The organism is Chitinophaga caseinilytica (assembly GCF_038396765.1).
GTDB lineage: Bacteria > Bacteroidota > Bacteroidia > Chitinophagales > Chitinophagaceae > Chitinophaga > Chitinophaga caseinilytica.
This window is the reverse complement of record NZ_CP150096.1, coordinates 4,492,616-4,514,364: the sequence shown is the minus strand read 5'-3', so window position 1 is coordinate 4,514,364 and position 21,749 is coordinate 4,492,616. Positions and strand designations below refer to the sequence as shown.

Genomic DNA, 21,749 nt, shown 5'->3' with positions numbered 1-21,749 from the left:
AATCCTCCCCATGCGGGAGGATTTTTTTATGCATACCGTTGTTGTGATAATTTCGGCAATGGCTGGTCGACATCTCATTCCCAAATGATCTTGTTTCGCCGGAAACCTGCCGCCCGTCCCGATCTTATCATCATCCAGTCCTCTTTCACAAACCCCTTAAAATACAAAGTCCTCCCGTTTTACCGGGAGGATCTATGTTTGGGGGGATGATGATAGTAATGATAATATCATGGCCGGCAGTGCCGGAATTTTGCTTTGTAACCGCTGACCTGGAGCGAATATTCGCCTTCGGGCAACGTGGATAGCCGGATGGTGTACACACCCTTTCGGTGGCCTCCTTCCAACGGTATGATCCGCACAGGCAGATTTTGCCCGTTATAGATCGTACAGGGAATCATTCCCGCATGTGTTTCCAGCGAATGGACCTGTATTCGGACGCTGTTGTTGTTCACAGGCAACAGCACCGGTTCGGTCAGGTGCGTATGGATGAAAAATAAAAAACTCCAGTAAGACATATAGAACCGTTTAGGCTGATCAGGTTCTTTTACAGGAGCTGGTTAGATTGGATGCCCAAATATACAACTATTTAATTTCTTTCATATTTCAATTTTGTTAACTCCGAGTTAACGGGTCAGAAAACGTCCTGCAGGTGCAGGATTTCAGGCTTTTCACCCGGAACGGCAAAGATGGAAAGGATGTCGAACCGGATGTGTTTGACACCTCCGCCGTTTTGCTCCAGCCAATGTTCGGCCACCTTGCGCAGGTGCTCCTCTTTCTTCCACCCCACCGCTTCTTCCGGCATCCCGAAAAAACGCGAACTGCGGGTTTTCACTTCCACGAAAACCACCGTCCCGCTTTTCTCCGCAATGATGTCTATCTCCTTCCGCCCTGCTTTCCAGTTGCGGTGAAGGATGTGGTAGCCGGCGGCTGACAGGTGCTCCGCGGCCAGCCGTTCTCCCAAATTTCCCAGTGATGCGTCGCAAGCCATGCGTTTTTGTCTATTTTTACGGTTTAATAAAGGAAAAGTATGCGAGACCCGAATTTATTCTACCTGACAGGAAAAGTGCAACATTACGCCTGGGGCGGCTTCCGGTATATTCCCGAGCTCCTCGGCCAGCCGGTTACCGACCAGCCCAGCGCGGAATACTGGATGGGCGCGCACCAAAGCGCCCCTTCCCTGCTGCAAAGCGAACAACCGCAACCCCTCAACGCCTGGATCGCCGAAGACCCCGCCGGCGCCCTCGGCTCCGCCGCCGCAGGCAGGTTCGGCGAACTGCCCTATCTCTTCAAAATCCTCGACGTGAAAGATATGCTCTCCATCCAGGTGCACCCCACCAAATCGGAAGCGGAAAAAGGTTTCGCGCGGGAAAATGAAGCCGGCATCGCCCTCAACGCACCCAACCGCAATTATAAAGACGCCAACCATAAACCCGAGATCATGGTAGCGCTCAGCGAATTCTGGCTCCTCCACGGCTTCCTGCCGGAAGACCAGCTCCGTAAAGTGCTCGCCAGCGTTCCGGTATTCTCGGCGCTGGGCCCCGTTTTCGAAAAAGACGGATATTTCGGTCTCTATAAAACAGTGATGGAAATGCCGCAGGAAGAGGTGAACGCTATGTTGCGCCCCCTCGCGGAAAAAGTGCTCCCCGCCTATCGCGCCGGGTCGCTGAAAAAGGAAGACCCCGCTTTCTGGACAGGCCGCGCCATCGATAACGACCCGCAGGGAATGGAGCGCCTCGACCGTGGTATCTTCTCCATCTATTTCTTCAACATCGTATACGCAGCACCGGGAGACGCCGTGTTCCAGGACGCCGGCATCCCCCACGCCTACCTCGAAGGCCAGAACGCCGAACTGATGGCCAATTCAGACAACGTGCTCCGCGGCGGCCTCACGCCTAAATATATCGACGTGCCCGAGCTCCTGAAACACACCCGCTTCGAAGCTGTGCACCCGAATATCCTGAAAGGGGAAGCCATTCACGGTGGACAGGAACGCATCTACCCCACTCCCGCGCCGGATTTCGTGCTGAGCCGCATCGCGCTGAAAGCCGGGGAAACGTACGCGCACACCTCCGTTGCCCCTGAAACCTGGATCGTGCTGGAAGGCACCGGCAGCGCGGAAGGACCGGGAGGCAACCAGCTGGCGCTGTCCAAAGGCAAAACGCTCTTCGCTCCCTATGGTACCGCGTACAAAGTGGTTTGCGAATCGGACCTGGTGATTTTCAAGGCGGCAATTCCATAATTGGTTATATTTGTAACAAGCAAACGCGCTTTATTTATGAAGAAAGAAAGTTTATCCAACGCGATCCTCGTAGCGTCGCTGATATTCGTTACCGTTCTCTGCCGGCTGGCGACCAACTATTTCGAAATTTACAATTTCACTGCGATGGGCGCCGGTGCACTGTTTGCAGGTGTGATCCTGAAAGACAAGAAATATGCCTATGCCGTACCGCTGATCTCTTTACTGCTTACAGACCTGTTCTTCTACTTCTTCACTGATATCCAGGGCATCTACGGCGGCGAAATGCTGTTCGTGTACGCCGGGCATATGTTGGTTACCTTCATCGGTACCCGTATCCGCAAAGTGACCACGGGCCGTGTATTCCTCGGTGCAGTTGCTTCAGGGTTGGTATTTTACCTGATGTCCAACATGGGTACCTTTATTTTCAGGGACCTGTACCCGCACACGCTGTCGGGCCTCATCACCTGCTATTGGTCTGCCATTCCGTTCTACAAACAGGACGTGTTCGGCAGCTTTTTCCTGAACACCATCATGGGCAACGTGTTTTACACCGCGATCCTCTTCAGCGCTTATGCCGTACTGAAGCCCGTGTTCATCCGGGGCGAAAAGAAGGAAGCTGCCATCGCATAAAAGTTATCGCTGTAAATAAAAAAAGCGGTCCTGGTTTTACCGGGACCGCTTTTTTTATGCCTTGATGCCTGCTACAGTTTCCATTGCAGGAAGTGATAGTTTTCATGCTGCACTTTCCCGGACGGCGGCAGTTGCACGGGCACCGAAAACAGCGGGCAATCCGTCACCAGTGTATGAAACTCGCCGTTCTCGCCGCAAACGTCTACCCCGGCCGCTTCCAGGTCGGCGATGAGGACATCGTCCATTTCGCGGCCCAGGAAATCCGGGCCCAGTGTATCGTTGCACGACACGATCCGGCATTTGAGCCCCTGTTCCAGCATCCGGTACACGAGCATTTTGCGTTCCTGTTGCCAGAGCGGCAGCAGGGTTTTGAGGCCCGCGGCGGCGCAGACTTTCTCTTCCCAATCGCGGTGCGGCTGTAGATCGATATCGCCGAAAACAGCGGCGGTGGCGTTGTGGGCGGATTTGAGCTGGCGTAGCGATGCCACGAAATGCGATTCGTAGGCTTGCCAGGTGCTAGGTTGCAGCAAAACGGGCAGCCCCAGCGCCGCGGCCTGCTGTTGCAAAATCTGCGGCGGCAGGCCGTGGGAGCGGGAAATCTGCCCGTTCTCGTTCAGTACGTTCAGGAGTGCTACGGGTTTATGGCCCGATTTCACGGCGGTCATCAGCGCAAAACAGCTGTCTTTCCCGCCACTCCATGAACAAATGATATTTTCAGGGGGATTAGTCATCCAGTTTGAGCACGGCCAGGAACGCTTCCTGCGGTACTTCCACGTTACCGATCTGGCGCATCCGTTTCTTACCCTCTTTCTGTTTTTCCAGCAGTTTACGTTTACGGGAGATGTCGCCGCCATAACACTTGGCGGTCACGTCTTTCCGCATGGCGCTGATATTCTCCCTCGCTACGATCTTGGCGCCGATGGCAGCCTGGATGGCGATGAGGAATTGCTGGCGCGGGAGGAGCTCTTTCAGTTTTTCGCAGAGTTTGCGGCCGAAGTCCTGCGCGCGGCTGCGGTGGATCAGGGCGCTGAGGGCGTCCACTTTCTCGGCGTTGAGCAGGATGTCCATCTTCACGATATCGCTTTCGCGGAAGCCGATCGGGGTATAGTCGAACGATGCGTAACCGCGGGTCTGGGATTTCAGTTTATCGTAGAAATCGAACACGATCTCGGTGAGCGGCAGTTCGAACATGAGTTCCACGCGGGTGGTGGTGAGATAGCTCTGGTTGAGCAGGATGCCGCGTTTGCCGAGGCAAAGCGTCATGATATTGCCGATGTAATCGGGTTTGGTGATGATCTGTGCGCGGATCCAGGGCTCTTCGATGCGGTCCATTTTCGTGGGCTCCAGCATTTCGGAGGGGTTGTTCACGATCACTTTCACGCCTTTATTGTCGTAAGCGATGAAGCCTACGTTGGGAACGGTGGTGATCACGGTCTGGTTGAACTCGCGTTCCAGCCTTTCCTGGATGATTTCCATGTGCAGCATCCCGAGGAAGCCGCAACGGAAGCCGAAGCCCAGTGCCTGGGAGGTTTCCAGCTCATAGGTGAGCGATGCGTCGTTGAGCTGGAGCTTGTCCATACAATCGCGCAGCTCTTCGAAATCCTCGGTTACCACGGGGAAAATACCCGCGAATACCATGGGTTTCACCTCTTCGAAACCTTTGATGGCTTCGGAACAGGGGCGGTTGGCGAGGGTGATGGTGTCTCCCACCTTCACTTCTTTCGCGTTTTTGATACCGGTGATGATATATCCCACGTCCCCGGCAAACACCTCGTTCTTCGGTTCGAGGCCCAGTTTGAGGATGCCCACTTCGGCGGCTTCGTATTCTTCCCCGGTGTTCACGAAACGGATGATATCGCCTTTCTTGAGGGAGCCGTTGTAGATACGGAAGTAAGCGATGATACCGCGGAAGGAGTTGAATACGGAGTCGAAGATGAGCGCCTGGAGCGGTTCTTCGATATTGCCGCTCGGCGCCGGGATGCGGGTGACGATGGCTTCGAGGATTTCCTCGATACCGATGCCCGATTTACCGGAAGCCAGCAGGATGTCTTCATCTTTCACACCGATCAGGTCGATGATCTGGTCTTTCACTTCTTCGATCATGGCGCCTGCCATGTCGATTTTATTGATGACGGGAATGATCTCGAGATCGTTTTCCATCGCCAGGTACAGGTTGGAGATCGTTTGCGCCTGGATGCCCTGGGCGGCGTCTACGAGCAGCAGGGCGCCTTCGCAGGCGGCCAGCGCGCGGGACACTTCGTAGGAAAAGTCCACGTGGCCGGGCGTATCGATCAGGTTGAAAACGTATTTTTCGCCGTTTTTGGCGTTATAGGTCATCTGGATGGCGTGGCTCTTGATGGTGATGCCTTTCTCCCGCTCCAGGTCCATATCGTCCAACACCTGGGCTTGCATGTCCCGGTCGGAAATGGTCTTTGTAAATTCCAGTAAACGGTCGGCCAGGGTACTCTTGCCATGGTCGATGTGTGCGATAATGCAGAAATTCCGGATATTCTTCATATAAAAGACAAAATTACGAACCATCCTACCGCACGCTTCGCGTAACTTACTCGTTTCCCGCGGTCGACAATCCGTAATTAATTATTTGCGCAAAGGTATTAAATTTTAATCTTCTTTAAAGGGGCAAACCGCCTTTTGCCCGTATTTCTTTACTTTTAAAGCTAAAATATTCATCATGTCACTGCAACAATCTTTCGAAGCCGCCGTGGCGGCCAGTAAAACGCTCGATGCCAAGCCCGATAACGACGTGCTGCTGCAGCTGTATTCGCTGTACAAGCAGGCCACCGAGGGCGATATCAACGTGGAGCCCCCCGCCAATATGTTCGACTTCGTGGGAAAAGCCAAATATGACGCGTGGAACAGCCTGAAAGGCAAATCGAAAGACATCGCCATGCAGGATTATATTGATCTGGTGAATCAGCTGAAGAATAAGTAATTTTGAGTATGGTACCCAATTATACGATCAGTGAGAAGACACAGCATTTCCTGGACCTCGAAGACCGGTACGGCGCGCATAACTACCACCCGCTCCCGGTGGTCCTCACCCGCGGTGAAGGCGTGCATGTCTGGGATGTGGACGGGAAAAGATATTACGATTTTTTATCCGGGTACTCCGCCGTCAACCAGGGCCATTGCCATCCAACAATCGTGGCCGCCCTCGTGGAACAGGCTTCCCGGCTGACGCTCACTTCCCGCGCTTTCTATTCCGACCTTTTGGGCGAATATGCCAGTTATGTGACCCGGTATTTCGGGTACGACCGCGTGCTGCCCGTCAACACCGGCGTGGAAGCCGTGGAAACCGCCCTGAAGCTCTGCCGCCGCTGGGGGTATGTGGTGAAAGGGATCCCGGAAAACAAGGCGAAGATCATCGTCTGCTCCGAAAACTTCCACGGCCGCACCCTGAACGTCGTTTCCTTCAGCACGGACCCCGTTGCCCGGCGCGACTTCGGCCCGTATATGCCTGGCTACGAAGTGATCCCGTTCAACGATCTTCCCGCACTGGCCCGCGCCCTGCAAGACCCGAACGTGGCCGGCTTCCTCGTAGAGCCGATCCAGGGTGAAGCCGGCGTGAAAGTGCCGGATGATGGATATTTGTCTTCCGTCCGTCAATATTGCACAGACGCCAACGTCCTGTTCCTGGCCGATGAAATCCAGACCGGGCTGGCGCGTACGGGCAAAATGCTCGCGTGCGACCATGAGAACGTCCGCCCCGATGTGCTGATCCTAGGTAAAGCCCTTTCCGGAGGGATGTTGCCCGTTTCGGCCGTGCTGGCAGACGATGCCATTATGCTTACCATCAAACCCGGCGAGCACGGCTCCACCTACGGCGGCAACCCGCTGGCCTGTAAAGTGGCCATCGCCGCGCTGGAAGTGCTTCGCAACGAGCGGATGGCCGATAACGCCGCGCAGATGGGCGAAATGCTCCGCCAGGGCCTCGCCAGCCTCCACTCTCCTTTTATCCGGGTGATCCGGGGGAAAGGTTTGCTGAACGCCATTGAAATCGCGCACCAAAACCCCGACGCGGCTTGGGACCTTTGCCTCGCGCTCAAGGAAAACGGGTTGCTCGCCAAGCCTACGCACGGCGACAAAATCCGTTTCGCGCCGCCGCTTACCATCAACGCCGATCAAATCAACGAATGCGTCGGCATTATTTCGAAAAGCCTCGAAACGCTCGCATGACGAAACCGCAAAAAGCCATACGCAGTTCCGGCTGGCGGACCGATCTCATGATCGGGTTCCCCGACGGCGTGCTGCTGTTACTTTTCACCACGCAGGTGCTATATGCCAAGAACCTCACGGTGCAGGCGTTCTATACCCTGCATCTCATCATCCTCGGCGTAGCCACCCTGCTCATGATGATCGCGGTGTTCCGCGCCAATCGCGGAGAAGCGGAGGAAGGCGTGATGACGCCGGAGGAAGAAAGCAAGCTCCGCAACCTGGACATCTCCCAGCCTACCATCGCACAAATCGCGGGGGAAATGGAAAAAGACCAGGCGCAATGGGAAGCCACGCTCCAGACGGAGCAAGTTCCGCTGCGCGAGTTCGGGCTGGCACATGCCGTTCGCAGCACGCTGCTGACCGGAGCGTTTTTCCTCCTGGGCGGCTTCGTGGCATTCGTGCCGTTCCTGATGCAGGAAGATTTTTCGGTAGCAGGGCGTACAAGCCTGATATTCAGTATGATAGGTTTGCTGGTTTTCGGCTGGACGAAATCCCGCATCACGGGTCAGAAGCTGTTCGCGCTCACGATCCGGTACCTGTTAACAGGAGGCGTTGTGGTGCTGACATCCTACATCATCAGTTCCGTCATTTAATCAAACGGTTATAAAAGCAACAGCCGGCGCAGGGATCCCGCGCCGGCTGTTGTATTGTTATGCCTTTCGGTTATTGCACGAATTTCTTGCGGTGCATCAGCACGCACACAAAACTGGTCAGCGCTGCCAGCAGCGACAGCCACAATCCATACCGCTGATCGGGGCAGATGCCCATTTCGCAGCGGGAATACAGCAGCATGTTACGGAATGCCCACGCCGCGAGGAACGCGCTGGGGAAAAGGTTCGCCCGCGCCGCCCAGTCTTTCGGGATGAGGAAGAACACGCCCGTCAGCACCGCCACGAAGATGCTCAGTTTGCCCGGTTCCCCAAAGCTGGAGCCTTCACTGCTCAGCCCGGTGTAAGTGCGCAGGCCTTCATCGGCCTGTACGGTGATCCAGGGTAAAAATGCGCAGACGATCACGACGATGACAGCAATAAGTCCTATGATGGCGTTTCTTTTCATGTTCCGGTTTGTAATTAGCCCGCAAAGTAAGCGGATATCTCCGAAAAAGAAAAATCACCTCCCGTTTGGCGGAAGGTGATTTTCGTCAGCATGCGGTTAGCGTGCCCCCGGAGGACAATTCTCCCGCAAAAATTCGGTATACGTAGCGGAAAGGTGCTCAGACGTTCCTTCCCCTTCATAAATGCCGTGCGAGCGGTTGGGATAGCTCATGAGGCGGAAGGTTTTCTTGTATTTGATGAGCTCGTTGATGAGCATTTCGGCGTTCTGGTAATGCACGTTGTCGTCTCCCGTTCCGTGGATGTACAGCAGTTTGCCGCGGAGGTTTTTCACGTAGGTGATGGGAGAACCGGCGATGAAGGCCGCGCGGTCTTCCTGCGGCAGGCCCATGTAGCGTTCCTGGTAGATATTGTCGTAGGTCAGCTGGTTGGCCACCGCTGCCACGGCGATCCCGGTTTTGTAAATTTCGGGATACTGGCAGAGGAGGTTCAGCGTCATAGAGCCGCCGCCGCTCCAGCCCCAGACTGCGATGCGGTCTTTGTCTACATACGGCCATTTCAGGATTTCGGTGGCGGCCATGGCCTGGTCGCGGGCGTTGAGGATGCCCACTTTGCGGTAAATGCTCTTGCGCCAGGTGCGGCCTTTGGGTGCGGGCGTGCCGCGGTTGTCCAGCGAAATGTAGATGTACCCGTCGTCGGGCATGCTGCCGTCGTAAACGGGGTTCTGGCCGTTGCCGTAGCTGTCTTTCACGGTGCAGGACGCGGGCTCGCCGTAAACATAGAATACCACGGGATATTTTTTGGTGGAGTCGAACTTCGCGGGCAGGCTCATCCAGCCGTCCATCGTAACGCCATCGGCTGTGGTCACCTGGAAGAAGCGGAGCGGGCTCCCGGTGGAGGCGGCGGTTTTGGCGCGGGCGGTAAAGTCTTTGCCATTGAGGCTTTTATGGTCGGGCAGGGAAACGATTTCCTGGTCGGGCGTCAACAGGTGGCTGTTGTAGCTGTGCAGGGCGAACTGACCGGCCGGCGCGATGTTGTAATCGTGCGTTCCCGGCTGGCCGGCGGGCGTTATGCGCGTGGGTGTTCCGCCGGCGAGGGGGGCGGAATAGAGGTATTGCTGTGTCGCGTTTTCGGGGGAAGCGAGGAAGTACACTTTGCCGTTGGTTTCATCGATCCGGGAGATGTTGATCACATCGTAATTCCCTTGCGTGATGAGGGTTTCTTTCGAGCCGTCTGCCGAAACCCTGTACAGGTGGCGCCATCCGTCTTTTTCGCTTACCCAAACGAAGGCCTTGTTCTGTTCCAGCCAGTCCCATCCCATGATATTGCCGTCGTCCCAATACGATTTAACATCGATCCAGGCGTCGTCCGTTTCGGTGAGAATGGTGGAAGCGGCGCCGGTGGCGGGTTGCAGGAGCATGACTTTAGACTGGTTCTGTTTGCGGTTCAGCTGCTGGATGATGAGCTGCTGTTTGCCGGGTACCCATTCCATCCGCGGAATGTAATGCTGGCGGGGATCGCCGGGAACATTCATCCAGACCGTCTTTTTGGTGGACAGGCTTACCACGCCTACTTTACAGGGCGAGGGGCTCTCTCCTACCTTGGGATATTCTACAGGGATGGTGAAAGAATAAATGGAGTCGGTGTTGTTGATCATGAGGAAATCGCGGATCTGGCGGGCGTCTATCTGCCAGTAAGCGATGCTTTTACTGTCCGGCCCCCAGCGGAAGCCGTCGCGGCAACCGAATTCTTCTTCGTACACCCAGTCGAAGGTGCCGTTGATGAGGCGGCGGTCGCCATCTTTGGTGAGCTGGTCGATCTTGCCGGTGGTGAGGTCTTCGGTGTAGAGGTTATGCCGGCTCACGTAGGCCACGCGCTTGCCGTCGGGCGAGAACTTGGCGAACATGAGGGACGATGCCGGGAGGCCTTTGCCGAGCTGGCGGAGTTTGCGGGTGGCCACGTCCAGGTGCCAGTAGTCGCCGCGGGTATCGTAGCGCCAGACGCGTTTGGCGTTGGTGTAGATCAGGAGTTGTTTTTCATCGTCCGAAAACCGGAAGCTTTTCACGCTGAGGGGGGCGGATGCGCCGGCGGGCGTAAGGGCAGATGCCGGAACGAGCGTGGTGGATTGGCGGCCGGGCAGCTCGATGGAAACGATATTGCCGTCGTTTTCCAGGAAGAAGGCGTTGCCGGCCTTGTTCCATTTAACTTCCTGCGCCATGGAGCCAAGGGAAACGGCCAGGGCGAAAATCAATAAAAAGTAACGAATGGGATGCATATGCAGGTTTGAGGTAAATGATAATGCATAAAAATAAGGGTTCCCGGGAGAACTCCCACGGGCATTTATGTTAAACGGCAATTCCGGCATGGCGCTTGCTTTGTGATCAGTTATGAAGGTTACCGGAAAGTTAAGTGCCTTGTACGCGGTTGACTTTTATAGAAATTATTCATAATAAATTTTGACAATTTATTATTTGTCGTATTTTTAGGGTCATTAGTGATCCTATTGAAAAACTTAGAAAATGGTTACAGTATCTTATTCTTACAAGAACCGTGAGTTCGTCAACCTGGAGGATTCCATCATGGACCAAATCGCTGAAAGCGGGCGCCGTATGCTTTTCGCTTTGCTGGAGCCTATCCACGAAGTGATGGTGAATGAAAACGGGAAAATCCGGATTTGCCTGGACGAGCGGCCTAACATTGAACTGGAAGGTTTTAGCGCACCTGTAAAACACCAGATCGAATGCACATTGCGGGGTGAAGAGCCCGCCTATTACTGAAATTCCGATAACTGAATACGAAGAAATTACCTGCTGAAATATGGCCCCGGCGCTGCCGGGGCTTTTCTTTTCCCCCAACTCCCTGTGCCTGAACATTTTCCATGTCCGGCTTGTAATATGGAAAACCGTTCCGCATCCATACCCTCAAACATATCGTTATCACCCTTCTCCTGCTGCTGCATCTCCCGGCTTTTTCCCAAAGGATCGATACGCTCTGGATGGTCAATGGTACCCGCATTATCGGGGAACTGCGGAGCATTTCGGTGGGGATCGTCCAGTTTAAGGCAAACGGGTCGGCCGTACTGAACATCCGGCGGCATAATGTGAAAACCCTTTCCGCCAAGGTCCGCGATTTCAAAATGGAAACCCTCGGCGGCGACATGTACTTCGGCAAAGTGCTCCCCTCCGATACCAGCGGCCATATCCAGATGATGGGGCGCGATATCCGGCTTATCGATGTATACACCCTCAATTACTTCCGCAGCGGCATTTTCCGGCAGGTGCAGGGCAGTTTTTCGGCGGGGTATTCTTTCACCAAAAACTCCGGGACGGGCCGCCTCAACACCGATGCGGCGCTGCGGCTGTCGCAAAGGCGCTATGAGATCAGGCCCAGCCTGTCCAATATCACCAGTTTCAACCGGGGAGATTCGGTGAGCCGGGAGCGGGAAGACGTGAATGTCCAGGTACTGTACGACCTCACGCCGTTCTTTTTCCCGGCCGTCTCCATCGCATATGAACGTAACCTGCAACTGGGCCTCATCCGCCGGTTCTCCCAAAGTGTGGGTATGGGCGCGAAACTGCTCGTCAGCCCCTGGGTCCATGCGCGCGTGGTGACGGGGATCGTCTTCAACCAGGAACGGTATATCGATGGCCGGCGAAGCTACAACCTGAAGGAAATCCCCGTTTCCATGTCTATCAATGCGTTCCGGTATACAAACCCGTCTTACGTCAGTCTTTCCACGACCCAATCGCTCTTTTTCGGCATCAACCAGCATGGCCGCACGCGGCTGGAAGGAGAAACCCGCCTGGCCTGGGAGATCATCTCCGATTTCAACATCAATTTTACCGTGTTCAATTCCTACGACAGCCGACCGTCTGTGGCCGCCAACGGTACTTCCGATGTGAGTATGGTGTTCGGGATCGGGTATACTTTCTGACGTTTTTCGCCCTTCGTGGGTGAATTTATATTTTCGTATAATTTACGCAATTGTTTGGATGGAGTATATCCTTTACCGTTAGATTGCATGCGTAAAGGATTGATTTCCGGAGCGGTGAAATTCGTTGTGCTTTCCAGTAGAATATACACAAATAGGTTTTTGGGGCTGGAAACCATCCGGTATAGGAAAGGCGGGCTTTGATGGCGGGTATCGGCCCTGCAATACGACCAGGTAGTTGGAAAACGCATTCCATGCTGCCGGTATTGTTATTAGAAGCCGGCCCTGACCCTTGAAAACATTATATAAAAAAAGCCTGCAGTCTTCCCGACAGCAGGCTTTTCATTATCTGGAAAGTGGCGATTAGTCTTCCTTCCCTCCTTTCTCCCCGGTGAACCAATGTTCCTTATCCCGGAAAAGCACGTTGAAAGTCGTCAGCGACCCGTAAATGCGGGTGATGTATTGCTGGAGGTTGACCTTGTCTTCGTCACTAAGAAGTTTGTGTGCGTTGATCTGCTGTTCCAGCACGCGGAGCCGGTCGCGGACCATGACGATCTTGTGGAAGAACACCTCGATGGGCACGTCTTTCCCTTTCTGGTTCGTGTCTTTGGGCGTGAGGGTCATCGTGCCGCCGGTCCAGCGGTCGCCGAGGGGCACTACTTCGCTGAAACCGTTCCAGAGGCGGAGGATTTTGAGCAGGGAGGTTTCCAGTTCGGATGCGGTCTCTATCTCGGCGGAACGGTTTTCGGAATAGAGCACTTCGAACTTGGGGTCCGTTTTGTCTACTTCCACCACGCCTTCATTGATAAATGTTACCACGTACTGGGCATATTTCACGCCGATGATCACACCGGGGCCGAATCGGGCATGCTGTACACGGGAGCCGATGCCTGCGGTCAGTTCTTCCATCATGTAGTTCGAATTTTAATGGCCCAAGATAAGGAAAGGTTTGAAATCCCGGTGTTTACGGATTAACTCTTTTGTTACCCTTAAATATTCCTGATCGTCAGCCTGACAGCTGCTCCATCTGGCAAAACCGATATTTGACGAGCCATATCGGCATAATACTCCAGGTATTTGGGGAAATGAAGGACGTGTAAATTATCAACTTCATAATCACCGCCGATTACAAATGGTTTTATTGGAATTAATCGGGCATCTATATCCAACTTTCCCTTTTCCTTTATCCAGTCAATCATGAATGGTTCGCCTGTATAATAGTCCAATTTATCTTCCAAAACCTGTAACCATTCGCTGAAACTATTCGCCATTATTTCTTTTTCACCTGTTTCTGAATTGAAATAAACTATGTCGCTGCTACCTTCAATAAATGCAAATTGATATCCAAAAATATCCTGACCGAACGCAAACAGTTTTTCCGCCAATTTGCCAAAATGCGTTTGAATTTGAATATTTATTTCATTCGCATTTTTAAAGGCTTCCTGCCCCGAGAATCCATACAACTGCAATGACCGGTTAAAATAAAAACCGCCGTTTCCCAATCTCGTCAGAAATTCCTTGTAAGCATCTACATTCTTATCATCCAATGCAAAATTGACAAACTTAAATTGGAACGGTTCTGTTGGAACCGCGCTATCTTCAGCGGCAATCAATTTTTGAATTAATTTGTCCATTTTACAGGGATAATTAATAATTATTTCCAGGTTATCCTCTAGCCTGTCCATTATCGATATCACGCATCATTCTCCACCGTATTCACCTCCCTTCCCGAAAAAGAAAGGATGGTATTGATGAGCAACCGCCGCATCCTGCGTTCCGTTTCCTTATCCGGCCGCGGAATGAGGAACTGCACCTTGTAATGCACGAGGTCTTTTTTGATCTCGAGGATCTTCAAGGAAAAACTGTTCTCGGTAATATTGCTGGCAAACGGGCGCAGCACGCCTTTCAGCGTTTGTTCCAGCTCGTCGGGCGACGATTGATATTTAATGTCCAGCTCGAATTCGATGGTCAGTTTCTTGATGTTCTGCTTGCTCTGGTTGAGCACCATCGTGGAAAATATCACGGAATTGGGGATGAGCACCAGATCGTCGTCGTCGTTCTGCAACACCACATTGATCAGCGTAATGTCGAGCACCTTCCCCTTAAACTCTCCTACCCTGATCTGGTCGCCCAAAGACAGCTGGTCGGAAAACATGATGATGAGGCCGTTGATCATGTTGGTCACATAATCTTTCGACAGCAGCGCGAACGCCGCCGCAGCGATGCTCACGCTCACGAACATGTCTAAGGGGTTCACGCCGAAAAGGAGCATCACGGACACGAGCGCCATGATGGTATTGAGGACGGAACTGATACGGTTGATGCCCAGCACGAAATTGTCGCGCGTGAGCCGCTTGAGGTGGTTTTTCCGGATATACCAGCTGATCATCACCAGCCAGCCGATGGAAATAAGCAGGTTCGCACCGAGGAACAACGAAATAGCATTCGAAATGCTGCCGATCACCTCGTATTTTTTGAAAAGGTCGCGCTGCGTGAGGTTAAACCATACTACCGCGGCGTATACCAGCAGTTTGGCGATAAAAATGAGTACCTGCCGGCGGATCTTCTTCTGGTTATATGTAGCCTGATCGATTACCATGATGGCTACAAAAATACGCAAAATCGGAGGATTGTCCCGGCATGAAGCGCCGGGACAATTTGTTAAATATTACTTCAGATTTAAATCCTTCACACCGCTCACCTCGGTAGACACTTCCCCAAGCCAGCCGCCCTGCGCCCGCATACCCGTGTGCACCCGTATGAAATCGATGCCTTTCAGCTTCACGGGCTTGCCGTCCGCATCCACCGCCCAGTCGAGCTTGATGCCCGATCTGGCATCCATATTGGCCCAATTGTCTGCATACCCGAACTCATACGCCGGGCAAACGAAGAAGGAACCGGCGCCCGATTGGTCTTTGATCCGGTCGGGATCGAGCATGGTGCCGCTGAACGTGATCTTGTCGCCTTTCCAGTTGGGATAATAGTTTTGCGAATGGAAGGAATTTTTCTCCATGTAACCGGAACCGCCTTTGTTGTCCGTCCATTTGATATAATTCATATCCGTAATGTATGAATACTGAGGGTTCGGCGTGGCTACATGGTCTGCCGCCGGACGATGGTACGTGATCTCATATTTATGCACGGTTTTCGGGGAGTTATATTCCGAACCGGCGATTTCGTACCAGGTATCGTCGGGCAGACCGTTCCCGTTCGCGTCGGCCGCCACCTGGATGATGCCGGGTTCCGCCCAGTTGTTGAAGGCATTGCCCAGCACCTGGAAGTTATATTCTCCGGGCACGTTCACGATGGTGTGGTCGAAGCCCATGACGATGAACCCGCCAAACCCGCCGAGGCAAACGAGGCCATTGCTTTTGATGGCGGTTTCCGCTTTGGCGATCATGCTGGCTTCGGAATCGCCGGCTTCCCAAAGGGGCAGTTTGTTGGTGAACTGGGCCGGCGCCGGCTGGAAGTCGAAAACTTTGGACACGCCATTCGTGTATACCTGGGCGTTAACGGTCACGGTCACGTGCTGATTGGCTTCTCCCGCTGCGGTTTTGACGTTCAGCTTGAAAGTGCTTTCGCCCGCCGCGGCGAATACGTGAACGAGGTCGCGCTCGCGGGAAACGGTGTCTTTATCGAGCGTCCAGACGTAAGATGCGCCTTCGGCGTTTTTCACTTCCGGGGAAATGCGGACCCATTGCGCGGTATGCACGGAATAGCCGCCGGCCGGGGCTTTCATGTCGATGAGGGGCAGCGGCCGGGTGTCTGCATTGTCGTTGTTCCCGGAACAGGCGGCGGCTCCCAACAGGAGCGTCATCACCGGCCATTGTAGATTTCTTTTCATATTAACTGGTCGTTTTTGTAGTGGATGGATCAGGGAACGGGCAGGAACGCGAAATGGGCGGGAATATCGCCCGTGGTTACCGACCATTTTTTCTTCCCTTTTTTATCGAAGCAATACAGCGTTCCGGGCGACACATAATCGCGCGCGTCGGTCACGAAGATGTCGCCGGTAACGGGGTGGACGGCCACGCCGTAGGGCATTTTGATGTTTTTGTCCGTTCCGTCGTTAATGAAGCTCCCGGGCAGCAGGGTTTCCGTTTTCACATCGAGCATATTGTAGCTGATCTTCCAGGTGTGCGTATCGTAACTGAATGCGGTGCCGTAGATGAAAGCGGTGTCGTTGTGGACCCAGAGGTTGCTGGAGGCGAGGTGGAAGCTTTTTTTCACCAGGTCGGTTTTTGTGTCGATGATGTGCAGCGAAGGTTGCACGCTGTAGTAATCCCCGCGCGAGGTTACGTAGAGGTCGCCATGGCGGTCGGGTTTTACATGGTGCAGGTTGATGGCCACGTCTATCTTTTTAATTTCTTTGAAGGTGGACAGGTCGATCACCGAAACGGTGCGGTCGTAGTCCGGAACGCGGTATCCGCCGCTGTTGGCGACGTAGAGTTTGTTTCCCGCAACGGCCATTTCTTCCGGCTGATAGCCCACGATCACTTTCCGGGTGATTTGCAGCGTGGTGGTGTCAACTTCCGCCACGAAACCGATCGGCGCGTTGGGGTCTATTTCCACCGGCCCGGCATACGAGCTCACGTAAGCTTTTCCGTTGGCGAAGGCGAGATACCTGCAGTTGGGAATGTTGATCTGGCCGATGCGCTTGCTGGTGAGGGCGTCCATCACTTCCACCTTGTTGGAAACATTGATGACGGCGTAGAGTTTTCCGCCGTAGATGCGGATATCGTTCCCCACGTCCCCCAATTCCTTCACCACATTCGGATTTACGGTGGCGTAGATGTTTTCGTTGTATTTCCCGGTGGTGTAGTCATAATAATCGAGCGTCGATTTGTTGCTGCCCATGTTGCCTTCGTTGAGCAGGTAGAAACCGAGGTAGCCGTTTATCGCCACCGTATCTACCGGCGTCACTACCGGTGGCACGATCTGGTCGCCCTTCCGGCAGGCGGCGGTCAGTAGCACGAAAGCCGCCAGGATGCTGAGTTGTATGCTTTGCATGGTCGTATCGTTTGATTACAGTTGCACAGACAGGGTTACTTTGTAATTCCTGCCGGGCATCGGGTAATTGAGCACTACGTCGTAGAACTGGTTGAAAAGATTGTTGACCTGTGCGGTGAGGGCCATTTCCATTTTTTCTATCCGCAATGCCCTGCGCAGCGAAAGATCGCTGGTGTACCAGGGCTGCATGTAATTGCGGGGGATATTGGCTTTGCCGTTATAGCGTTCGCCGGTATACAGGAGGCTGTAGTTGAGGCCCCAATCCCCATAATCCGCGCTGGCGATGAGCGAGCCTGCGTGCCGGGGGATGTACACGATCTGGTGGCCGTAGAAGCTGTCTGCCAGATCGGTGAAATCCCGCGCCTGCTGGAAGGTGTACGTCGCCCGCGCCCCCATCCGGAGTCGCTCCCAGGCCAGCAGCGTGGCGCCGGCGCGAAGGTCGAGGCCATGGATCTTCACGAAGCCGAGGTTCATCATCGTCCAGCGGAACTGGCTCACCGTGGGCACCGCCACGATCTTGCCCGTTACTTCGGTATAATAGGCATCGGCTTCGAGGAAAACCGCTTCCAGTATTTTACCGGGGCGCGCCTTGTTCCAGGTAAAGCCCGCGTCGTACTGATGCGTGTACTCCGGATCGAGGCGCGAATTGCCGATGTCGGTATAGTAGAGATCATTGAACGTCGGCATGCGGAAAATATGCTTGTAGAACCCCTCACCCTGAAATCCTCCTTCCCGAACGGCTGCCACGCCATCACGACCGAGGGCGTGAATTCCCTTTTCGGCCCGGATGCGGCATTCTTCTTCACGCTTTCGTTCATGATCGTTGCCAGCATCGCCGCCTGCGCGCTGAACCGCGGTAAGGTGACGGACGTGCTGAGCGCCCCCAGCACCGTATGCCGCCGCGGATAGGAGAAGTTTTTCAGCGATGCGTTCAGGAGATTGAACTGGTAGTCGGTCGACAGGCCGGCCGTCCACCAGTTTTTGATGGTAAACTGTTGCGCGAGGGAAATGTAGGCTTCCTGTTGGCGGTATCGGTTGTCGATGCGCAACAGTTGCGTATCCGGCGCCAGGTACCGCGTGAAATCCTTTGCGTATTTGGCATTGAGCAGCAGGCTGTATTTCCGGGAAAGGTCTTTGCGCAATTGTCCCTGCCAGAAAAAGTTGCGGTCCCACTGCCGGTCGATATGCCCGAACACCCCGTTCACCACGAACCCCGGCAATCCGCGTTCGGAGCCGTAATAATAGAGCCGCGAGTGCCATTCGCCGGAAGGGATCCGGCCGTGCAGCGAGGCTTCCAGGCGAAGGGCGTCTACTTCGCCGTTCCTGCGCATGGCCGTGGTATCGTAACCGTTCTCTTTCCGGTAACGGAACTTGTATTGACCGCCGGCATGCACCCATTCCGAGCTCAGCGAAAGCGTTACGCGGCCCGACAGTTTCCGATGATACAGCAAGGATGGATTAAACAGACTGAACGATCCCCCCTTCACCGTTCCTTTCAGGTGGAAACGCTCACCCGGCTTGAATTCCGGACGGAGCGGGGTGAGATATATGGCGGCGGAGGCGCTGTAGTCTTTCGCGGGTTGGAACGTATTGCTTTTTTGTCCGTTATAGAGCGATACGGCCTGCATGTTCTCCATGGAGAATTTGCCCAGGTCGATCTGGCCGTTCTGCGCATTCCCCAGCTGGATGCCGTCGTAAAACACTGCGGTGTGGTTGGTGCCCATCCCGCGGACGTCCACCGTTTTCAAGCCGCCCACACCTCCGTAATCTTTGATCTGCAAACCCGAGAAAAACCGGATGGCATCGGCGACCGATTGCGCGCCGAGTTTTTGCAAAGCCGCGCCCTGCAGCGTCTGCCCCGGTGAAATCTCGCGGACGGGCCGCGGTGCGGTGATGTGGACTTCCTTTAACTCACGGACCTTCGCGGAATCCATGGCCTGCTGCGCGGAAGCACTGCCTGCAAGCAGCAGGCAGGCTCCGGAACAGCGGATTTTCCAGTAGGATTTCATGGCTATGGTTGAATAACGGTCATGGCAGGGAAGTACCATCCGTCGTATCGGATCGTTTTCTTCAAAGCGCCGGTTTGTGCGTTGTAGAACAGCACGCGGTTCTCGCTTCCGGTATACGGGCCATTGATCGTCGTGATCACGAGCTCATCGGTATGATGGTCGTAATTCACGCCGGAGCCGTAAAAGTATTGACCGGCGGGCAGGGTGATGAAAGGCGCGGCCAGCGATGCGGCGTTGCCCACCACATACCGGTATAATTTGGTGCCGTATTGCCAGTTGGCGGCGGGCTGGATGATGAAAATGTGGTCGTTGACGGTGGAAGACGCCATCTGAACGCTTCTCCACGCGCCGAAGGGGTTCACCGAAGCGAACGGCATTTTCACGGAATCTTTCACGAAGGTGGTGGGGTGAACGGACATGAGGAGCGAATCCTTCGCGCCGTAAATCCGCCCGTTCTTGCCCGTCACAAAACCGACCGTAGCCTTGAAAGGCTTGCCGGCCACGGCATACGTGGTGGCGTTGAGCACGATCATGCCGTCGTTATTGCTATGTGCGAACACGTAGTTCCCGGATTTCACCATGTTGCCGATGGCGCCCGATACACCGGCAATTTTGCTGCCGATGGCGAGGGACGTGAGGTTGATGGGATAAATACCGTCGTCTGCCCCGATGAGGCCACGCGTAGCGTCGAGCCCAACGAAAGACATCGCTTTGCCGGAAACGGCGTTTTCCACGCGGCCGGTTTCCACGAGCGTGGAAGCGTCTGTCACCACCAGCGGGCCGCCGGCTTTCACGACCATGTACAATTTGCCGTTATGGATGGCGCCGTATTGCAGGGTGTTCATTACGCCACCGAGGTTTTTGCCGGGGTTCACGGCATGATAAACCCAGGGCACGAGCGTATCCGCGCCGTATTTGTAGAACCATACGCTGCCGGATTGGGTGCCGAACCAGCCTTCGTTGAGGACGAGCACGCCGTTGGCGTATTGCCCGAGCACGGTGATGTTGTAGACCGCGGAGTCTTTACCGTTGGGCGTGGAAGCGGCGAAGGTGATTTTATAGTCGCCATGCGCGCGGGGTTTGAAGGTGTAGGTGGCCTTATCGCCTACGGGCTCGCCGTTGAGTGTCCAGCGGAAGGAAATCCCCGCGTCCTGCGTGAACTCGGGCTTAAGCTCGAGCTCCTGGCCAACGGCGATGGTTTGTTCCGGTTTGGCGATGTGGACTTTGGGGCCGGAGGGCCTTACATCGTCCGATTTGTTACAGGCAGCTACGGTAGCCATGAAGGCGAGGCCGAGCAGAATGCGTACATGTTGTTTCATATGTTGGTTTATTTGTTTTGAAACAACCATCCGGGAAGCACGCATCATACCCGCAAACATATTTGCAAGTGCATGACGCGGGACGATCCCAACGCGCATGGAGGGTTATACGAATGAGAATATAAATACCTGGTAAAAGGCTTTACATCCCTGGCTTTTCACCCGAAAGCGTTGAATGGTAAATACATGAGGCAGGTCTTCTGGCTCTCCTGCTTTACCGGCTTGCCTTCCCTTCTTTTGGAAAGTGGCATGCAGTGATGCCGGTAAATACGAATGCAGGATTACAGCTACGGGGATAGCTCCGGTTTTGCACCGGATTCCCTTTTAATGCGCGCCCCTGGTGAGGGGTCTGCAACCAAATGCGATGCAAACCTACGGTGTTGGTGGGAATAAAACAAATGATTCGTATCATCGGGGCGTCCAACAAATTTGACTGTTGCCCGTTAATAGAGTGTATGCAACATGATTTCAACTGGGAATTCAACGGCCGGCGGTTCCACGGCATTACGTGGCAGCCGGAACATTACGACCGCGTGATGGTCGTGATCCACGGCATCGGCGAGCACGTGGAGCGCTACGCGCCGCTGGCGGAATTTTTCAATAAGGAAGGGTACCTGGTAACGGGGATCGATCATTACGGCCACGGCAAAAGCGACGGCAAGCGCGGCGATACGCTGAAGCTGGAGGAAATTTTCGATTACCTCGAAGCGTTCCTGCAATTTACGTGGGACGCGCACCCCGCGCCCATGGTGCTTTACGGGCATTCCATGGGCGGCGGGCTGCTGACGGGCCTGCTTCTCCACCGCCAACCCGACGTGCAAGCCGCCGTCATCTCCGCTCCCGCGCTCCTCCTCCCGCAAAAGCCCAACGCATTCCTGCGGGGTATTTTGAAAACAGGCGCATCCCTCCTGCCCCATTTACGCGTCAAAACCCCGCTCGATATCCAAAAGATTTCGCACGATGCGAACGAAGTGGCGAAGTTCGAATCCGATCCGCTGCGCCACCCGTTCGCCAGTTTGCGCCTCATGCATATATTGGTGAGCAATGGATTATGGTGCCTCCGTCACGCCGATCGCCTTCAAATTCCTTCACTGCTCATGCACGGCAATGCCGATAGCTTCACGAGCGTAGACGGCTCGCGTCGGTTCGCGGAAATGGCCCCGAAAAAACTCATCACCTACAAAGAATGGGACGGCCTCTACCACGAAATGCACAACGAGCCCCAGCGCCCGGAAATCTTCCAGTTCATGGCAGGCTGGCTCAGCGCCGTGCAATTACATCCGCTGGATTAATATTCCATTCCTCGTAAATAAAAAAAGGTGA

21 protein-coding genes, 1 pseudogene and 1 riboswitch are annotated in these 21,749 nt (G+C 54.4%); of the genes and pseudogenes, 8 read left to right on the top strand and 14 right to left on the bottom strand.

Features of this window, described 5'->3' with window-relative positions:
- Positions 1–227: 227 nt before the first annotated feature.
- Both WJU22_RS18470 and WJU22_RS18465 read right to left on the bottom strand, forming a co-directional pair.
- Positions 228–515, bottom strand: a complete 288-nt coding sequence (locus WJU22_RS18470) for a hypothetical protein (protein ID WP_341839645.1) — start codon at positions 513–515, stop codon at positions 228–230.
- Between the two features lie 116 nt (positions 516–631).
- A complete protein-coding gene (locus WJU22_RS18465) occupies positions 632–988 on the bottom strand; it encodes a YraN family protein (RefSeq protein WP_341839644.1) in 357 nt (118 codons plus the stop codon).
- A 39-nt stretch (positions 989–1,027) separates the two neighbouring features.
- On the opposite strand from WJU22_RS18465, the gene manA reads away from it, so the two are divergent.
- Complete coding sequence (gene manA / locus WJU22_RS18460) at positions 1,028–2,239, top strand: mannose-6-phosphate isomerase, class I (protein WP_341839643.1); 1,212 nt, start codon at positions 1,028–1,030, stop codon at positions 2,237–2,239.
- A 36-nt stretch (positions 2,240–2,275) separates the two neighbouring features.
- On the top strand, positions 2,276–2,869 hold the full coding sequence (locus tag WJU22_RS18455; protein WP_341839642.1) for a DUF6580 family putative transport protein: 594 nt from the start codon (positions 2,276–2,278) through the stop codon (positions 2,867–2,869).
- 71 nt (positions 2,870–2,940) lie between these two features.
- Here the strand turns inward: WJU22_RS18455 and WJU22_RS18450 are convergent, their stop codons facing one another.
- Together WJU22_RS18450 and lepA are read right to left on the bottom strand one after the other, a co-directional pair.
- Positions 2,941–3,600: a diphthine--ammonia ligase gene (locus WJU22_RS18450; RefSeq protein WP_341839641.1), complete on the bottom strand. Its 660-nt coding sequence runs from the start codon at positions 3,598–3,600 to the stop codon at positions 2,941–2,943.
- Positions 3,593–5,386 carry a translation elongation factor 4 gene (gene lepA / locus WJU22_RS18445; RefSeq protein ID WP_341839640.1) on the bottom strand — a complete coding sequence of 598 codons (1,794 nt, stop codon included), beginning with the start codon at positions 5,384–5,386 and terminating at the stop codon, positions 3,593–3,595. The genes WJU22_RS18450 and lepA overlap by 8 nt, the downstream gene beginning before the upstream one ends.
- Before the next feature lie 175 nt (positions 5,387–5,561).
- On the opposite strand from lepA, the gene WJU22_RS18440 reads away from it, so the two are divergent.
- Genes WJU22_RS18440 through WJU22_RS18430 form a run of 3 tightly spaced genes read left to right on the top strand, consistent with a single transcriptional unit; the run spans position 5,562 to position 7,698 of the window.
- Positions 5,562–5,822 carry an acyl-CoA-binding protein gene (locus WJU22_RS18440; RefSeq protein ID WP_341839639.1) on the top strand — a complete coding sequence of 87 codons (261 nt, stop codon included), beginning with the start codon at positions 5,562–5,564 and terminating at the stop codon, positions 5,820–5,822.
- 8 nt (positions 5,823–5,830) lie between these two features.
- Positions 5,831–7,066, top strand: a complete 1,236-nt coding sequence (gene rocD, locus WJU22_RS18435; protein WP_341839638.1) for an ornithine--oxo-acid transaminase — start codon at positions 5,831–5,833, stop codon at positions 7,064–7,066.
- On the top strand, positions 7,063–7,698 hold the full coding sequence (locus WJU22_RS18430) for a VIT1/CCC1 transporter family protein (protein WP_341839637.1): 636 nt from the start codon (positions 7,063–7,065) through the stop codon (positions 7,696–7,698). Before rocD ends, WJU22_RS18430 begins: the two co-directional genes overlap by 4 nt.
- A 70-nt stretch (positions 7,699–7,768) precedes the next feature.
- Here WJU22_RS18430 and WJU22_RS18425 read toward each other — a convergent pair whose 3' ends face one another.
- Together WJU22_RS18425 and WJU22_RS18420 are read right to left on the bottom strand one after the other, a co-directional pair.
- Positions 7,769–8,161: a hypothetical protein gene (locus WJU22_RS18425; RefSeq protein WP_341839636.1), complete on the bottom strand. Its 393-nt coding sequence runs from the start codon at positions 8,159–8,161 to the stop codon at positions 7,769–7,771.
- A gap of 96 nt (positions 8,162–8,257) precedes the next feature.
- Positions 8,258–10,432: a S9 family peptidase gene (locus tag WJU22_RS18420; protein WP_341839635.1), complete on the bottom strand. Its 2,175-nt coding sequence runs from the start codon at positions 10,430–10,432 to the stop codon at positions 8,258–8,260.
- 244 nt (positions 10,433–10,676) lie between these two features.
- Here WJU22_RS18420 and WJU22_RS18415 point away from each other — a divergent pair, with 244 nt between their 5' ends.
- Both WJU22_RS18415 and WJU22_RS18410 read left to right on the top strand, forming a co-directional pair.
- Positions 10,677–10,934, top strand: a complete 258-nt coding sequence (locus WJU22_RS18415; protein WP_341839634.1) for a hypothetical protein — start codon at positions 10,677–10,679, stop codon at positions 10,932–10,934.
- Between the two features lie 218 nt (positions 10,935–11,152).
- Positions 11,153–12,091 (top strand): DUF481 domain-containing protein, encoded by a 939-nt coding sequence (locus tag WJU22_RS18410; RefSeq protein WP_341839633.1) that lies wholly within the window; start codon positions 11,153–11,155, stop codon positions 12,089–12,091.
- Between the two features lie 360 nt (positions 12,092–12,451).
- Here WJU22_RS18410 and WJU22_RS18405 read toward each other — a convergent pair whose 3' ends face one another.
- The 8 genes and pseudogenes from WJU22_RS18405 to WJU22_RS18370 form a co-directional block, all read right to left on the bottom strand.
- Positions 12,452–13,000 carry a hypothetical protein gene (locus WJU22_RS18405; protein ID WP_341839632.1) on the bottom strand — a complete coding sequence of 183 codons (549 nt, stop codon included), beginning with the start codon at positions 12,998–13,000 and terminating at the stop codon, positions 12,452–12,454.
- 77 nt (positions 13,001–13,077) lie between these two features.
- Entirely contained in the window at positions 13,078–13,722 is a 645-nt protein-coding gene (locus tag WJU22_RS18400) for an SMI1/KNR4 family protein (protein WP_341839631.1), read from the bottom strand.
- A 59-nt stretch (positions 13,723–13,781) separates the two neighbouring features.
- Positions 13,782–14,708: a mechanosensitive ion channel family protein gene (locus WJU22_RS18395; RefSeq protein WP_341839630.1), complete on the bottom strand. Its 927-nt coding sequence runs from the start codon at positions 14,706–14,708 to the stop codon at positions 13,782–13,784.
- A 48-nt stretch (positions 14,709–14,756) separates the two neighbouring features.
- Positions 14,757–15,932 carry a PKD-like domain-containing protein gene (locus WJU22_RS18390; protein ID WP_341839629.1) on the bottom strand — a complete coding sequence of 392 codons (1,176 nt, stop codon included), beginning with the start codon at positions 15,930–15,932 and terminating at the stop codon, positions 14,757–14,759.
- A gap of 29 nt (positions 15,933–15,961) precedes the next feature.
- Positions 15,962–17,098 carry a YncE family protein gene (locus tag WJU22_RS18385; RefSeq protein ID WP_341839628.1) on the bottom strand — a complete coding sequence of 379 codons (1,137 nt, stop codon included), beginning with the start codon at positions 17,096–17,098 and terminating at the stop codon, positions 15,962–15,964.
- A gap of 15 nt (positions 17,099–17,113) precedes the next feature.
- Positions 17,114–17,785, bottom strand: a complete 672-nt coding sequence (locus WJU22_RS18380) for a TonB-dependent receptor (RefSeq protein ID WP_341839627.1) — start codon at positions 17,783–17,785, stop codon at positions 17,114–17,116.
- 962 nt (positions 17,786–18,747) lie between these two features.
- A pseudogene (locus tag WJU22_RS18375) lies at positions 18,748–19,032 on the bottom strand (TonB-dependent receptor); the annotation flags it as partial.
- A 77-nt stretch (positions 19,033–19,109) separates the two neighbouring features.
- On the bottom strand, positions 19,110–20,426 hold the full coding sequence (locus WJU22_RS18370; protein ID WP_341839626.1) for a DUF5074 domain-containing protein: 1,317 nt from the start codon (positions 20,424–20,426) through the stop codon (positions 19,110–19,112).
- A 173-nt stretch (positions 20,427–20,599) separates the two neighbouring features.
- A riboswitch (cobalamin riboswitch) is annotated at positions 20,600–20,801 on the bottom strand.
- Positions 20,802–20,881: 80 nt separating this feature from the next.
- Between WJU22_RS18370 and WJU22_RS18365 the strand changes: the two genes are divergently transcribed.
- On the top strand, positions 20,882–21,718 hold the full coding sequence (locus WJU22_RS18365) for a lysophospholipase (RefSeq protein ID WP_341839625.1): 837 nt from the start codon (positions 20,882–20,884) through the stop codon (positions 21,716–21,718).
- Positions 21,719–21,749: the final 31 nt, after the last annotated feature.

Coding starts and splice junctions, on each gene's coding strand:
- WJU22_RS18470 (WP_341839645.1), bottom strand. CDS start 515: ATGTCTTACTGGAGTTTTTTATTTTTCATCCATACGCACCTGACCGAA.
- WJU22_RS18465 (WP_341839644.1), bottom strand. CDS start 988: ATGGCTTGCGACGCATCACTGGGAAATTTGGGAGAACGGCTGGCCGCG.
- manA (WP_341839643.1), top strand. CDS start 1,028: ATGCGAGACCCGAATTTATTCTACCTGACAGGAAAAGTGCAACATTAC.
- WJU22_RS18455 (WP_341839642.1), top strand. CDS start 2,276: ATGAAGAAAGAAAGTTTATCCAACGCGATCCTCGTAGCGTCGCTGATA.
- WJU22_RS18450 (WP_341839641.1), bottom strand. CDS start 3,600: ATGACTAATCCCCCTGAAAATATCATTTGTTCATGGAGTGGCGGGAAA.
- lepA (WP_341839640.1), bottom strand. CDS start 5,386: ATGAAGAATATCCGGAATTTCTGCATTATCGCACACATCGACCATGGC.
- WJU22_RS18440 (WP_341839639.1), top strand. CDS start 5,562: ATGTCACTGCAACAATCTTTCGAAGCCGCCGTGGCGGCCAGTAAAACG.
- rocD (WP_341839638.1), top strand. CDS start 5,831: ATGGTACCCAATTATACGATCAGTGAGAAGACACAGCATTTCCTGGAC.
- WJU22_RS18430 (WP_341839637.1), top strand. CDS start 7,063: ATGACGAAACCGCAAAAAGCCATACGCAGTTCCGGCTGGCGGACCGAT.
- WJU22_RS18425 (WP_341839636.1), bottom strand. CDS start 8,161: ATGAAAAGAAACGCCATCATAGGACTTATTGCTGTCATCGTCGTGATC.
- WJU22_RS18420 (WP_341839635.1), bottom strand. CDS start 10,432: ATGCATCCCATTCGTTACTTTTTATTGATTTTCGCCCTGGCCGTTTCC.
- WJU22_RS18415 (WP_341839634.1), top strand. CDS start 10,677: ATGGTTACAGTATCTTATTCTTACAAGAACCGTGAGTTCGTCAACCTG.
- WJU22_RS18410 (WP_341839633.1), top strand. CDS start 11,153: ATGGTCAATGGTACCCGCATTATCGGGGAACTGCGGAGCATTTCGGTG.
- WJU22_RS18405 (WP_341839632.1), bottom strand. CDS start 13,000: ATGATGGAAGAACTGACCGCAGGCATCGGCTCCCGTGTACAGCATGCC.
- WJU22_RS18400 (WP_341839631.1), bottom strand. CDS start 13,722: ATGGACAAATTAATTCAAAAATTGATTGCCGCTGAAGATAGCGCGGTT.
- WJU22_RS18390 (WP_341839629.1), bottom strand. CDS start 15,932: ATGAAAAGAAATCTACAATGGCCGGTGATGACGCTCCTGTTGGGAGCC.
- WJU22_RS18385 (WP_341839628.1), bottom strand. CDS start 17,098: ATGCAAAGCATACAACTCAGCATCCTGGCGGCTTTCGTGCTACTGACC.
- WJU22_RS18380 (WP_341839627.1), bottom strand. CDS start 17,785: ATGCCGACGTTCAATGATCTCTACTATACCGACATCGGCAATTCGCGC.
- WJU22_RS18370 (WP_341839626.1), bottom strand. CDS start 20,426: ATGAAACAACATGTACGCATTCTGCTCGGCCTCGCCTTCATGGCTACC.
- WJU22_RS18365 (WP_341839625.1), top strand. CDS start 20,882: ATGCAACATGATTTCAACTGGGAATTCAACGGCCGGCGGTTCCACGGC.